The sequence below is a fragment of the Larkinella punicea genome (genome assembly GCF_003334855.1).
In the GTDB taxonomy this organism is placed as follows: Bacteria; Bacteroidota; Bacteroidia; order Cytophagales; family Spirosomataceae; genus Larkinella; species Larkinella punicea.
The window spans coordinates 219,463-232,580 of sequence record NZ_QOWE01000002.1 but is presented as its reverse complement, the minus strand read 5'-3'; the positions used below and the strand labels follow the sequence as shown (position 1 = coordinate 232,580).

Annotated in this window: 11 protein-coding genes; 1 reads left to right on the top strand and 10 read right to left on the bottom strand. The window is 55.0% G+C overall.

Translation table 11 applies throughout. The features are described 5' to 3' along the window. The first annotated feature begins 11 nt into the window (after positions 1 to 11). Positions 12 to 176, top strand: coding sequence for a hypothetical protein (locus DUE52_RS32295; RefSeq protein ID WP_165840849.1), 165 nt, complete (start codon positions 12 to 14; stop codon positions 174 to 176). Positions 177 to 331: 155 nt separating this feature from the next. Here DUE52_RS32295 and DUE52_RS02785 read toward each other — a convergent pair whose 3' ends face one another. The 10 genes from DUE52_RS02785 to DUE52_RS02740 all read right to left on the bottom strand — a co-directional run bounded on the left by DUE52_RS02785 (position 332) and on the right by DUE52_RS02740 (position 13,000). After that, positions 332 to 2,017 (bottom strand): M28 family metallopeptidase, encoded by a 1,686-nt coding sequence (locus DUE52_RS02785; RefSeq protein WP_114404422.1) that lies wholly within the window; start codon positions 2,015 to 2,017, stop codon positions 332 to 334. A 61-nt stretch (positions 2,018 to 2,078) separates the two neighbouring features. Continuing rightward, positions 2,079 to 2,870 (bottom strand): SDR family oxidoreductase, encoded by a 792-nt coding sequence (locus tag DUE52_RS02780; protein ID WP_114404421.1) that lies wholly within the window; start codon positions 2,868 to 2,870, stop codon positions 2,079 to 2,081. Position 2,871: 1 nt separating this feature from the next. After that, positions 2,872 to 3,795: a Gfo/Idh/MocA family oxidoreductase gene (locus tag DUE52_RS02775; protein WP_114404587.1), complete on the bottom strand. Its 924-nt coding sequence runs from the start codon at positions 3,793 to 3,795 to the stop codon at positions 2,872 to 2,874. A gap of 53 nt (positions 3,796 to 3,848) precedes the next feature. Then, entirely contained in the window at positions 3,849 to 4,787 is a 939-nt protein-coding gene (locus DUE52_RS02770; RefSeq protein WP_114404420.1) for a hypothetical protein, read from the bottom strand. Then, on the bottom strand, positions 4,784 to 5,749 hold the full coding sequence (locus DUE52_RS02765) for a dihydrodipicolinate synthase family protein (RefSeq protein ID WP_114404419.1): 966 nt from the start codon (positions 5,747 to 5,749) through the stop codon (positions 4,784 to 4,786). The genes DUE52_RS02770 and DUE52_RS02765 overlap by 4 nt, the downstream gene beginning before the upstream one ends. 6 nt (positions 5,750 to 5,755) lie before the next feature. Continuing rightward, positions 5,756 to 6,790, bottom strand: a complete 1,035-nt coding sequence (locus DUE52_RS02760) for a hypothetical protein (RefSeq protein ID WP_114404418.1) — start codon at positions 6,788 to 6,790, stop codon at positions 5,756 to 5,758. 13 nt (positions 6,791 to 6,803) lie between these two features. Continuing rightward, positions 6,804 to 8,063 carry a spinster family MFS transporter gene (locus DUE52_RS02755; protein ID WP_114404417.1) on the bottom strand — a complete coding sequence of 420 codons (1,260 nt, stop codon included), beginning with the start codon at positions 8,061 to 8,063 and terminating at the stop codon, positions 6,804 to 6,806. A gap of 92 nt (positions 8,064 to 8,155) precedes the next feature. Continuing rightward, positions 8,156 to 9,361, bottom strand: a complete 1,206-nt coding sequence (locus DUE52_RS02750) for a sialidase family protein (RefSeq protein ID WP_229312044.1) — start codon at positions 9,359 to 9,361, stop codon at positions 8,156 to 8,158. Positions 9,362 to 9,560: 199 nt separating this feature from the next. Beyond that, positions 9,561 to 11,201, bottom strand: a complete 1,641-nt coding sequence (locus DUE52_RS02745) for a glycoside hydrolase family 32 protein (RefSeq protein WP_222930247.1) — start codon at positions 11,199 to 11,201, stop codon at positions 9,561 to 9,563. Next, entirely contained in the window at positions 11,198 to 13,000 is a 1,803-nt protein-coding gene (locus tag DUE52_RS02740) for a hypothetical protein (protein WP_114404415.1), read from the bottom strand. Before DUE52_RS02740 ends, DUE52_RS02745 begins: the two co-directional genes overlap by 4 nt. Positions 13,001 to 13,118: the final 118 nt, after the last annotated feature.

Sequence of the window (13,118 nt, the reverse complement as noted above, 5' to 3'; positions counted from 1 at the left end):
TCTTAATCAAAATGGGACTCATTAAAGAACCCAAAGACGTTGATTTTATAGTTGATGGCCGTGATTTGACACTCGAAGAACATCAGAAGATCAGCGAATATATTCGGATGCAGAAGAAACTGCGCCAACAAAAAACTAGAAAACGACCAACAAAAAGTAGTAAAAACTACGCCTAACAACGCATTCACCGCAAGCCACCGGCATGTTCCATGGCAAACCGTAACAGACTGTTTTACCCGTTAACCTGCGTTTTCGGACGATATTCATCCGGTGATTGTTCGCCATCCGTTCGCGTCATCCGATAGCCGGATGAGTTGCGTCGGTAAGACACTTATTTTCCGCTATCCGCCGGTACTTTAGTCCCCGGTTTAATCCCGAATCTGTTCCCGAAAAAATCGCCCGCATTCCAGGTGGGGCGCTCCGGATTCTGGGCGGTCAAATAACCGATCAGGAACTGGAGCTGGGCGTGTTTGGCAGCCGCGTTGAAGTCGAACGGCTGGTCTATTTCGTCCTGGGGCGAGTGGTAAATCGTCGCCCGCCAGTTGAGGTTCAGCTTCAGGCCGTCGACTTGCGGATTGCCCGAATCCGTCCCGCTTTTCACGTAAATCGCCGGAATGCCCTGCCGAACGAAGCTGAAATGATCGCTGCGCATGAACACCACCTGCTCCGGCATGGGGTCTTTGGCGACCTTCACGCCCAGAAAGGATGCTGCGCTATTGACGGCTTTTGCCATGCTGGAATGTTCGTAGCCATACGGCACAATGTCGACCAGCGGATGAAAGAAAAACGGCATATCCAGACACAGGTTGGCCACAATCGATTCTTTCGGAACCGTCGGGTTGCTGGCGAAATAATCGGAACCCAACAAGCCCATTTCCTCCGCCGTGACGCCTACAAACAGAATTGAACGTTTTGGTTTGGTGGGTAGCGACGCATACATGCGGGCCGCTTCGAGGTTGATGCCGACGCCCGACGCGTTGTCGTGTGCGCCATTGTAAATGGAGTCGCCCTTGACGGGTCGGCCAATGCCGAGGTGATCGAGGTGCGAAACGTACACAACGTATTCATTCTTCAAAACCGGGTCGGTTCCGGGCAGCACACCGACCACGTTATACCCGGCAATGTCGCCCCCGGATTGGGTTTCGGTTTTCATCCGAACCGAAAAATTGAGCGGAAACGTTTGCGGAATGCTCTTGTTCGCAGCCGCAATGACATCCGCCAATGCGTGGCCGGATTCCGCAAAAACCGTCCGCGCCGTTGAATCACCCAGCGAAGCAACGCCTTTCAGTTGCGGAAAAACCCGTTGCGGTTTGCCGTCCTTGTCCAGCCAGCGGTAGGTGCCTTGCCGGGCGCGCGGGGCCGAGGCTTCCATGCGGTTGCGAACGTCGGTAGGCAGGCTGAACGAAATCACGCCAACCGCACCGTGGGCAGCCGCATTTTCCAGTTTGGCCGAACCGTGATACGCCCGTTGGTTGGACGGAAATGCCGCCGGTGCGCCGTTGAAATAAGCCACAATTTTGCCTTTGACGTCGATGTTTTTGTAATCGTCGTAGCTCAGATCGGGGGCCGTGACGCCAAAACCGACAAAGACAACGGGCGCGGTGACCTCACTTTTTTCGCTGCCGTAGACCGGGGCTAAAATGTAGTTCTTTCCGAAATTCAACGTTTGTTCGCCCTTTTTGCCGATCAGCGTCAGCGAGCTGTTTTCTTCGTTTACCCGCCACTGGCGCAGCGGGACTTTCTGTAAATAGGTCTGGTTGTCACCCGCCGGTTGCAGGCCCAGGGCTTCAAACTGCGAAATGACGTAATTGGCCGCCAGCCGGTAGCCGCGTGTTCCCGGTTTTCGGCCCTCCATGGCGTCGTCGGCCAGAAAGCGCATGTGTGCGCGGATGGCTTCCGGTTTCACGGATTGAACGGCGGTTTGGGCGTCGGCCGGAATGCCGGATTTGGCCTTATCCTGAGCGGAAACGATGGAAAGACTGAGGAGGAAGAAGTTTAGGGTTAAGACGGTTTTCATATCCGGTCGCAAATTTTCAAACAACCAAGATAAGAAGAACCCAATAAAATAACAGAAAATCCTACCAGGAAGTCCACCCACCATCCACCATCAAATTCTGGCCCGTCACATACGACGCGGCATCGGCGAGTAAAAATGCGACCGATCCCGCGATTTCGGGCGACTGTCCGACGCGACCCAGGGGCGTTTTTTGCGCCAGACGTTCGACAAACGCCGGCTCGTTTTGCTGCACCGCCGGATTGGGAAACGGGCCAGGCGAAATGCAGTTGCACCGCACGCCCTGCCGACCCCAATGCACGGCCAGATACCGGGTCATCTGAATAATACCGGCTTTGCCGACGCCGTATTCAATCGGATTTTTGTTCATCGGCGCTTCATAGGCCGCCGGATCGGGCGACACGGAACCGTACATGCTGGAAAATAGCACGATACTTCCCCTGCCCAACCGGGCCATTTCCTGACCGATCGGTCGGGCGAGTAAAAACGTGGCCGTGAGTCCGCCGTGGTTCACGTCGTCAAAATCCTGCTCGGTCAACTCCTCCATTTTTTTACCAGTCGACGCAAAGGCCAGATTGACCAGACCGTGTGGGACGCCCCGACGCTGCATCTGTTCGCTGACAAACGTCTGAATGGCAGTGCCTTGTCGAATATCGAGCGTGGCCGGGGTAACTTGCGGACCCAATTGGGCGGAGGTAACAAAGGCAGCCGCGCGGTCGTCCAGATCGGCACAGAGCACATTGGCACCCGCAGCATGGAGTAAGTGAACCGTGGCTTGTCCCAGATACCCGGCCCCGCCAATGACCCAGATGTCTTTCCCGTTCAGGCCGAATGCATTCGTGAATAAATCCGCCATGCTACGAATTCAGATACACAATTTTGCCGCCCTGCGACAGACTATCCCGGGCCGCCAGCAAGGTTTTGATGATGTTTTCGGTTTTGGCAAACGACAGCCGGGGCTGGTTTTCTTCGACCGACCGCACAAACTCGATCAGGTTATCCCGGAACATGCCAAACCAGTTTTTGACTTCGATCAGCCGCCAGCCGTCCTTGCCAAATAACGAAATCTGGAACGTCAGGGCAATGTCCATGAACAGATGCACCGTGGCCTGCAAACCGTCGGCAAACTCCAGGTACACCACATCCCCGCCGTCGCGCCCGACGTGCCGGACCGAAACGGGCGTCGGATCGTCCAGCACCATGAACAAGCCTTCGAGCATGTGAACTCCGTACTTGATCCAGTCTTTTTTCCCAACGGACGTAGCAAGTTGCAGTTTGCCCAGGGTGCTGATCTCGTTTTTTACCGCCCGCAATTCCGTTGCGTACCGCATGGACGAGCAGGACATGATGAACTTGCCGCTGGCGACCCGCTCCGAAAAATACGCCAGATCTTCCGGGCTGCTGGCCAGCGGTTTATCGATAAAGAGCGGAATGCCCGCGTCGATGAACGGTCTGGCCATTTCGACGTGGTTTTCGGGATCGTCGCGACCCAGAATCACGGCATTGACCTGCCCGATAAGGTCCGTCATCTGATCGACAACGTGGTCAACCTGAACGGCTTTGGCGATGCTTTCCGAAATGGCCCGATCCTGGGTCCAGACGTGCGTCACCCGCGCGCCCGGAATGCCGAGCAGATCGCGATTGGCCGTCAAATAGGCCGATACACCGGGATACCCAACCCGATTGATTTCGTCCGCGTCAAAAAAACCGTTGATGATGGCCGACCAGGAGTACGGGTGGGCGTTGCCCGCACTCATTCCAATGATTCCGAGTTTTACCACAGTTTTAAGGGTTGTATTCATATCCCGCCAGTGCGGTTTCAAACGAATGCGTTTTATTCCTTTTTTGCCGTAATCTTCAAAATGGCGTATGCCGCTCCGGCGCGGACATCGGCATTTTCGTGTTTCAGCATCGGAACCAAAACCGGCAGGTCGGCCGCAATGCCTTTTTCGGACAGGGCGGTTGCCAGTTCCAGTTGATCACCGAGGGCCGGGGAGGCTTTCGCGGCTAACATTTTGATCCGGAGCAGTCGATACGGTTCCGACTGCCGGGCTTTCGGCGAAGCCGTCACCAGAGCCGCATGCACCAAATTCAACTGAAGGCCCGACGAAACCGGTTCCGACAAGGCGGCTTCGGCCAGACGGTTCCATTCGGCGGTGGTCAGCCCACCCAGCCGACGGATGATGAAGGCACCGAGCTTCCGGGGGGCGGTTTCTTCTGACCGGGCGAGGGCCAGATCGAGAAATTTCTGCCGGTTGGCCGGAGCCGATTTTGCATCCGACAAGGTTGCTCCCCACAAGGTGTAAAGTGATAACGCCCGGTTGTCACCTGCCAGAGCTTTTCGTGTGGCTTCAGGATCGACTGTTGTGGGTGAAATACCGAGTTTGGCCAGGGTTTCGGCGGCATGGATGCGGTCGGTGCCGTTGGGGTCGGCAAAGGCTGCGGCAATTTGATCGGTCCACTTTTTCTTTTCCGCCGGGGTGGTGGAAGCCTGCGCCAGTACCCGCCAGATGCCGATGCGGTACGGTGATTTTTTCTCAAACTGCCGCAGTTCCTCCAGGTACACTTCCTGAACGCCAGCCGGTTCGCCGATCCAGAGCAGATACTCGGCCGCGTGTACTTTGATCCATTCCTGCTCCGTCTTCAAAACCGTCCGCAGTTCCTGAAGACACTGGTTTCGTAAGGCGTCGGAGGTGGATTGGGCAGAAACCGGCGTAGAGGCAAAGTCAATCATAAACAGAAAAAAAAATAGCAGGGTTTGGATTTGTTTCATTCGGGAACAAGGGTTGAAAAAGCCGGGATTAACCTTCGCGCGCCAGTCCTTGCTGCCGCCACACCGGACGCCGGAATCGAGCGATACGGCCAGCGCATCCGGCAATCGCCCGACGACCAGCCCCCCACGGCGGCCAAAAACTTATCGCAGGCCGGGTCAGCATACTTCTGGTCAAGGATGTACGGAACGATGTAGTCCGTCATGAATTGCTGAATGCGCTGCTCCCATTCCAGTGCCTGGGGCAGATCGGTCTGCATCAGGTGATACCAGTCCAGCGCCAGTTGCGGATGCAGGCAGGCGACATTCGAATACGAACCGTGGGCGCCTTCCCGAAAACCGGTTGCCAGCCGGTGACCCGGAACAAAAACCGATAAATTATTCATATGCTCGCGCATCTGCTCATACCAAACCGCATCTCCCCCCGCCACTTTAACGCCAACCAGTTGTGGCACTGCGTCTTTCAACCGACCGAATTGCACGGGCGTTAGCCGCACTTTGGCGTGGGGCGGGTTGTATAACACGATCCGTACGTCCGTCGAAACGGCGGCCATTTTCTTCAAAAACGCCATGATTTCGGCTTCGGTGGGCGGAAACCAGTCGGGCAGAATGAGCTGAACCGCACCCGGTTCCTGCCGGATCGCCCATTTCAGGCGGTTGAGCGAAATCCACGGACTCATGTGACTCACGCCAATCTGAAACGGAAGGCCGGCTTCCCGACAACGGTGGGCGAGCAGCCGGTGGATACGCCGGAATTCGTTTTCGGTCTGGTTGTAAAATTCACCCGCCGTGCCGTTGGAATACAACCCGTTGACGCCAAACCCGATGACGCGATCAATTTCCTTTTCCAACCGTTTAAAGTCGATGGAATCATCCGCGTTGATGGGGAGCATCAGCGTGGCCCAGGTGCCGCGAATGTCGGCGGCTTCAAGCGGGCGGGTTCCGGAAGGCGGTTCAACAGGCATCGGAAACTAGTTGAGTTTATCGAGCGGAACCTGCGCCAGATAGATGGCGGATTTTCCGTCGTGGGTCGAATAATACGAAACCCAGAGTTTGTTCTGGTGAATGACCATGCCCGGATAACTCGCGTCGCCACTGCTCGGGAACGGTATCGTTTTGGTGATGTTTCCCTGCCGATCGGTTAGATACAACGCCATTTTGTTCGGTGACGCGTAATTCCGGGAGCCAATTACCAGTTTCTGATCATTCAGAAACAGAAAGTTTGGCCCACCCAGCCGGATCGCCATTTTGTGGTACGTCCAGTTGGTGTAGGGGGCCGGGCTTTCCGCCACGAGGCCCATCTGATCCTCGGCTTCCCGGCGAATCAGCACAACCATCTTCCCGGTTTTGTCGAACCGGATGGTCGATTCATTGGGTCGGCCGGTTACGTCGAGATCAGAAACTTTGTCGTATTGAATGCCGTCTTTGGTTTTGAGCAGGTAAACTACCCATTTGTCATCGGTTACAATCTGGTAGTCGATGGCGTAGCCGGTGCCGTTGTGCCAGGTGGTGCGCCAGATCCAGTCTTTGGAAGGTGAAATGGCCGGGTCGAGCGTGGATTTTTGAGGTTCCGAGAAGTTGGCTCCTTTTTTGTCGGAAAACGAAACCATCGGAGCAATCCGCTGCACTTTCACTTTGCCGCCCGTTGGTCCGAAAACCGCCCCGGCCATTGTCACCATCAGCTTTTTGTCCGGCGTAATGGTCAGTTTGGGGTCGCGCAGGTCGATTTTTGGAATAACCAGGAGTGCGACGCTTTTCCAGTCCCTTCCGTCTTTGGACTTCAGAATCCGTACTTTCCCGCTGTTGGTCGTATCGACGTGGGTCAGTCCTTCGCGGAAGGTGCAGTAGAATTCGTTGTTGAACAAAACCAGGTCTGTAAACGCGCTGTGGGGCGGCTGGTCCCAGATTTTGGCGACACGCACGTAGTCCGGGAAGGTCCCGTCCTGCGCGCGCGCCGACCATGAACAGCAAGAAATCAGGCTTAGGAATAGCAGTAGTTTTTTCATCGTATCGATTGCGTTACTGTTCGGGATTTAGTTTGGGTTTGAGCGTAAATAAAATAATTGCACAGATAACCAGCAGTCCGGTAGCAACCTGGAATATCTGGCTGAAACTGACCTGCGCATCGCGCAAAACACCACCCGCATAGAGGCCTAACCCGCCGATAATACAACTAAACAGGTTCAGAATTCCGTAGCCGGTGGCTCGGTAACGCGGGTCGGAAACCAGACACAGAATGGGCATCATGTTGGCGTCGCTGAACACGCGGGTGAAGGCGTAAAACACAAATCCGACGATGGCTACTGGCAGAATATCCGTCGTACTCGCCAGAAAAATGGCCGGAGCGGCAATACAGAGCCCGATGGCCGGCACCAGAATCCGTCCACGCGGGTTTTTCAGACTCACCCGGTCGGCCAAAGCGCCACCGGTCAGAACGCCGACGAGGGCCGCGGTGTGAAAATAACCGGTTGCGTACAAACCGGCCTGCGACTGTGAAAGATTAAATTGCTCCTGATAAAAGGTTGGTAACCAGCCTACGATCAGCCAGCCGAGTACACCCAGCAAGCCCCAGAAAATCAGCAGCATCAGGTACGAAGAGTTGCTGAATAAATGACGAACCGCATCGCCGAACCGGACAGGAATCACCGATTGTGTAGCGGTTTTTGGGGTTTCCACCGGGTTGGGTGCATCCCGCAGAAAGAAAAGCAGAATGACCGAATACACCACGCCAACTAGCCCGAAAACGCTGAAAGCAACACTCCAGTCGTGACTTTCGGCAATCATGCCACCGACAAAACCGAGGCTTTGCCCCACCATGACCCCGGCAATGTGAATACCCGTCGCCAGCGAGCGGGTAGAACCCCGGTGGTAATCGACGATGAGGGCCATGGCGGCCGGAATGTAGCAGGCTTCACTAATGCCCATCAGCGCCCGGGTCGCCAGCAATTCGTTGAAAGTAGTGGCCTGGGAAGTCAGCCACGTAACCAGCGACCAGACGAAGAGGCTGCCGATGATGACCCGGCTGCGGTTGTAGCGATCGGCCAGAAAACCGGCAAAAGGGCTCATGAGGCCATATATCCACAAAAACACCGCCGTCAGTAACCCAAACTGCGCGTCGGTCATCGGAATGGCCGTCTTGATCGATTCGCGCATGGTGGTGATCATGGTGCGGTCGAGGTAATTCAGACAGCCGACCACGCAGAGAAGCGCTACGGCCAGCCAGGCCCCTGCGGGCAGGGCGGAAACTTTCGGGGGAATAGCGAGCGTATCGGTTTTCATAAAAGGTTTCGGAGATTACCTACCCCCACCCCCTAAAGGGGGCTTTTGAATCCGGATGTATTAGCCCCCTTCAGGGGGTGGGGGGTGTTGATTTATTGTAGCTCCAGGATCGAGCCTGCAATGTGACGGGTACTGTTGTCCAGGTTGTAGTAATAGACCACCAGCACGCGTTTTTTATCCAGTTGCACCGACCAGGGATAGCCAATGTCGCCGTTGCCGCCATCTTCGCGAAGTACAATTTCGGGAGCGGTTTTAAAGTCGGTACACTCGGCATTCAGAATGCGGGCGCGGATGCCAAACGGTTTATGGCGGTAGCCGTAGACCAGCAACACCCGGTTGTCGGCCAGCCGCGTGGCCTGCATCGGATGGCCCTGAAAGCCCATCGATTCCCATTTAAAACTTTTTCCGCCGTCGGTCGAGCGGGCAATACACGCCTGATCGTCCATATTCGCGGTGCGCAAAAAACCAATGATGTCGCCTTTGGGCGTTTCGTAGGCGGAGGCTTCGTTGAAGGTTATTTTATCGTCGATGGCTACGACGCTTTGGTATTTCCAGGTCAGTCCTTTGTCGTCCGAAACGATCAGGTGGTTCGAGGTTTTCTTCGGTGACTGGGAATCGCTGGATGCCACTACCCAATAGATACGACCGCTTTTGCCTTCGTATAACGCCCCCCGGTTGTAGGCCGGAATGGGTACGCCACCAAGCGGACTGAAGTTGATTTCGGGGGTAATATGCGGGGGATAAATCGGTCCCTGCCAGTTCTTGCCGCCGTCCGTCGAACGAACCAGATAACCACCCAGAAAAATGGCACCACCCGCTTCAAAATACGGTTTTTTCAAATTGGCCATACCTTCGGGTCGGAGGAACGCCCAGCCGTAACTGGCACACAGAATATCGCCGTTTTTCAGTTGGATCAGACAAGGATCCTGCGAACCGCCGAAGGTGTGGGAGTAAATCAGTTCCGGTTCTTTCGTCCAGTTTTCGCCATCTTTCGACCGGAGTGCCACCAGGTAGCTATTCGGATCTACGTGCGTCGTGCCTTTTTCGCCAAACCCTTTCCGGTCCGGAGCCCGCCGGAAGGCCAGCAACAACTCGCCGTTTGGTTTTTTGACAATCGACGGAAACGAAGCATAAAACCGCTCGTCTTTGTAAATTACGAAATCCTTCACTTTCCGGGCGGGCGGGACATCGGTGGTTTGAGGGGCAGGGGCGTTTTCCGAAACAAATGACATCAGGCCGAGGGCCACAACGCCCGAAAGCAGAAAAAACGAGCAGGCACTTTTCAGGTTTACGGTCATGAGGGCGGGTAGGGTTATCGGATTTCGTTTATCAATTTAAAATTGAATGGTATTTTATTCTTTGCGATGGAACGTATGCAAAATTAAGTTTTGTCCATTAGTCATCCTGCTACTTTTGTTTCGATTTGTTGTACTATTTTTCAAAGTTACCGAAGGGATTACCAGTTAGCCGGGCGGTTTCTGAATGATTGTATCAATCTTACGGTTTGGCGAACAGATTTTCCATTTGCCAGGCTTCCAGCGATTTGAGCGTGGCCGGGCTGCCGTGCGCCTGAATGGAAACGCCCTGGCTGTCGCTGCGACCCGGATACATGCGCACCGCCACGCACTGCCGACCATTCACGAAAACCTCCACGATACTTTTATCCACAAAAATCCGCAGGTCGATCAGTTCGCCTTCATTGATCAAGACCGAAGCGGTTTCCGGCACCCGCGATCGAACTCCCTCCAGCGTAGAAGCGGTGGAATTATCAATCGAGATGGCGCTGTATTGGACGGCTTTTCCCGGCACGGACCGATCCCAGAAACCGCCGTTTTTATAGAATAGAATGCGGGTGTATTCCTCTTTCCCCGGCGAACGGAGGACGTTCAGCTCAATCGTTGGCGAGTTTTTCGGATCAATGACCGCGTGCATTTCCAGCGCATTCCCGGAAACCGCCGACAGCACGATTTCCTGATTGTCGGGCAAGGGCGTTTCTGCCACGGTTACTTTTTTCGAGCGTAAAGACGCAATGTCGCCCGCGGGAGACATCAGTAATTTTCCGTTTTCGTCCAGCGTCAAAAGCCGGGGCAGCGTCATAATCCGGCCCCAGGTTTTGTCGGCCTTGCCTTCGTTGATGTTGAAAATGACGTTAATACCGCCCTTTCCGTCGGGATACGCCGAGGGCGCATGAACGCCGTTGGGCAACATCGGCCCGTGGTTGAAATTGCCGCCATCCGTAACGATGAATTTGTCGTTCACCTGATCATAATCGCCCAGCAGGTATTTTCCGCCACTCATATGGCTGAAATGCAGCAGAATATACTTCCCTTTGTTGCCAATCGGCCAGAAATACGGACAGGCACCGTCGTCGCCGACCATCCCGTAACCGTCGTTTTCGATGAAGGGATGCAAATACTGCCAGTTTGCTAGATCGGTTGACCGAAACAGAAAAAGAGCCCGAACCATTTTGTTGCCTGGCCCCACCGGACGCTGCCCGGCCAGCACGCTGTAATACTGATCGCCTTTTTTCCAGATGGCCGGGTCGAAAACGTTGTACGGTAATTGTTCGCCCGGTTTCGGAATCGGGATCACCGGTTTGTTTCCCAGCTTGGTCCAGTTCAGCAGCAAGGGATCGGTGGAAGTTGCCACCATAGAACCGGAGCCAACCCCGTGGTACATCGCAATCACCCGGTCTTTTTCCACGAAGGTCGTTCCCGAATACACCCGGTCTTCCGGATTGGGGTAAATGGCGTAGGGCAAATCCCGCCAGTGAATGAGGTCGGTGCTGACGACGTGGCCCCAATGCACGCGCGGATCCTCCGGCGGGAATCCCTGATAGAACATGTGCCAGCGGCCCTGCCAGAAACACAACCCGTTCGGATCGTTCATGATTCCTTCCGGACTCACGTAATGGTACGTGGGCCGGTGGTGATCTTCGGCGAGTTCTTTGCGGGAAGCATCAAACCGCTTTAGCATCGGATTGACTTTCAACTGCTTTTCCTGCTCCGCCAGCGTCGTTCCAAAGGTGTAAAACGGCACTTTGGACGCCCGGTTTTCCTGCGCCATCGTGAGCGAAGAAAATAGCGTTTCTGCGATCAGAACAACAGAAACTATGTTTTCGGCTAGTCGACCTCTCATTTTGCTTCCTTCAGATTAAACGTGGTGCTGTGGGCCATCGACACGATCATCTGCTGGTCTTTGACGGCGTTGCTGCTGCCGACAGCGACGGTCTTGTCCTGAATCCAGGCCACAATCCGCGTTTGCACCCGGCCCTTGATCACGGTTCCGGTTTCCCGGTCCACCCACTGCTCGCGTTTGTACAGAATCTTCCCGCCGTGCTCGTTGAAAAACCGGTAGCGGGAACCGCCCACCTGCCGGGCTTCCTGGTCGGGTAACAAATCTTCCACCCGGACGCCCAGATCACTAAGCCAGACTTCGCCAGTGGCCCGAATCAACCGACACGCCCGGCCTGCCAGCTCGGTGTCGTTGATGTAAGTCATGCTCATGGTAATCGGTTTAACCGGCGGCAAATCTGTGCCGTTCAGCATTGGAACCCGCACGGTCTCAAGGCTTTCCCAGTAATCGCCCGGACGAATGCCATCCACCGGCAGTAGGGGCACCAACACCGGAATATCCGGCGCCAGCCACTGAGCCGCGTGGCCCTTCGCGTCGATCTGACTCACTTTTCCCTGCCGACTGGCCACGAAACTGATCTGCTGTTTTTCCTGAGAATCTTCTTCGAACCACCGAAAACCGTTCACCTCGGCGGTCAGCGGAGCGGCTTCTTCGGCACCGTGTTTCCCCACTTTCAGCGTCAGGCTGGCCGTCGCTTCCAGGTACGGCATGTTGGTGGCCGGTCGGGGCGAAAATAGCTTGAAATGAGGACGTTCGACTTTCGTCAGCGTGTTTGTCACCGGAATACCCTGCAACTCGGCCACGGTTACTTCGTAAGTGAAGGTTTTGCCCGCGGGTAACTGGGGGGCTTTAACGCCCTGATCGGGTTTTAAATACCGGAACAACTGCTTCAGAATCCGTTCGTTTTCGGCCCAGGGGCGCGACATATTGCCGGTCCACGAGCCGTTGTCGCCCACCAGAATGAATTTCCCTTTTCCCGGTCGCGTCATCACGATGCCGGGGCCTTTGACGTTGCGGTCGGGGTAGCCCGCGTCGGACGCGACCTGCATCAAAACCGTCGGATTTTTGGCTTCCGGTAAAATCTTAAGCGTGCAACCCGAGCCGTAGTGGAAAATGGGTACGTCGTAGAAATAGGGGTGGTTTTCGCCGATGGCCACATCGGAATAATGCGTGTCGTCGCTGTTCCAGTCGAGGCCGAAACTGCGCACCAGTTTGCGCAACTGGATGCCTTCAAAATCTTCGGCGGCCCGGTCGTCGCCCCCGCTGTTGATCATCACCATCAAACTGCCGCCCTTCTCGACATACCGCCGGAGCATCGCGATCTCGGCATCGGTGATGAGGTTGGCCGTGGGGTCCAGTTTCGGATTGTCGGGATTGACAATGACAACGGCGTCTTTCGTCGCCAGCAGGGTTTCTGAATACGGTTCCTGCGCCATTGAAATGGCAAATTCTTTTTCCAGCGCGACAAAAACCGGGTCGAACGTGTTGGTGTGCACAAAATCATCCCAGCCGTAGCGACCGTTGATCGTGGTCCAGGAACCGGTCACCATGTAGTTGCCGACTTTGGTGCTGGGTCCTTTGCGGTGGTAATAATCAAACAGCAACGTTGGGGTTGGAGCTGCCTGCGGGCTGTATAAAAAAGGGACGGCGTCTTTCTTCGGCTTCTTTTTTGCTTTCGCCGTCTGATTCGAGTCAGCGACTACCAGGTCTTTTTTTGCCTTATTTACGTTCCAATCCACTGCTCCGGCGGAAACCGTATAGCCAAAATAAAGTACCAGAAAAAGCCAGTTGCGATAATCCATGTTCTATAAAATTGAGAATTTCAAAACCGTTTTATTTATCCCTGTCGCGTAGCGACGAAATGTTTGTAGGAGAATCCTTGCCGGGAATGAATCCTGGTCGCATAGCGACCGAACATAC

Excerpts from the sequence above, each read along its gene's own strand:
- DUE52_RS32295 (WP_165840849.1), top strand. The coding sequence starts at position 12 with ATGGGACTCATTAAAGAACCCAAAGACGTTGATTTTATAGTTGATGGC.
- DUE52_RS02785 (WP_114404422.1), bottom strand. The coding sequence starts at position 2,017 with ATGAAAACCGTCTTAACCCTAAACTTCTTCCTCCTCAGTCTTTCCATC.
- DUE52_RS02780 (WP_114404421.1), bottom strand. The coding sequence starts at position 2,870 with ATGGCGGATTTATTCACGAATGCATTCGGCCTGAACGGGAAAGACATC.
- DUE52_RS02770 (WP_114404420.1), bottom strand. The coding sequence starts at position 4,787 with ATGAAACAAATCCAAACCCTGCTATTTTTTTTTCTGTTTATGATTGAC.
- DUE52_RS02765 (WP_114404419.1), bottom strand. The coding sequence starts at position 5,749 with ATGCCTGTTGAACCGCCTTCCGGAACCCGCCCGCTTGAAGCCGCCGAC.
- DUE52_RS02760 (WP_114404418.1), bottom strand. The coding sequence starts at position 6,790 with ATGAAAAAACTACTGCTATTCCTAAGCCTGATTTCTTGCTGTTCATGG.
- DUE52_RS02755 (WP_114404417.1), bottom strand. The coding sequence starts at position 8,063 with ATGAAAACCGATACGCTCGCTATTCCCCCGAAAGTTTCCGCCCTGCCC.
- DUE52_RS02750 (WP_229312044.1), bottom strand. The coding sequence starts at position 9,361 with ATGACCGTAAACCTGAAAAGTGCCTGCTCGTTTTTTCTGCTTTCGGGC.
- DUE52_RS02745 (WP_222930247.1), bottom strand. The coding sequence starts at position 11,201 with ATGAGAGGTCGACTAGCCGAAAACATAGTTTCTGTTGTTCTGATCGCA.
- DUE52_RS02740 (WP_114404415.1), bottom strand. The coding sequence starts at position 13,000 with ATGGATTATCGCAACTGGCTTTTTCTGGTACTTTATTTTGGCTATACG.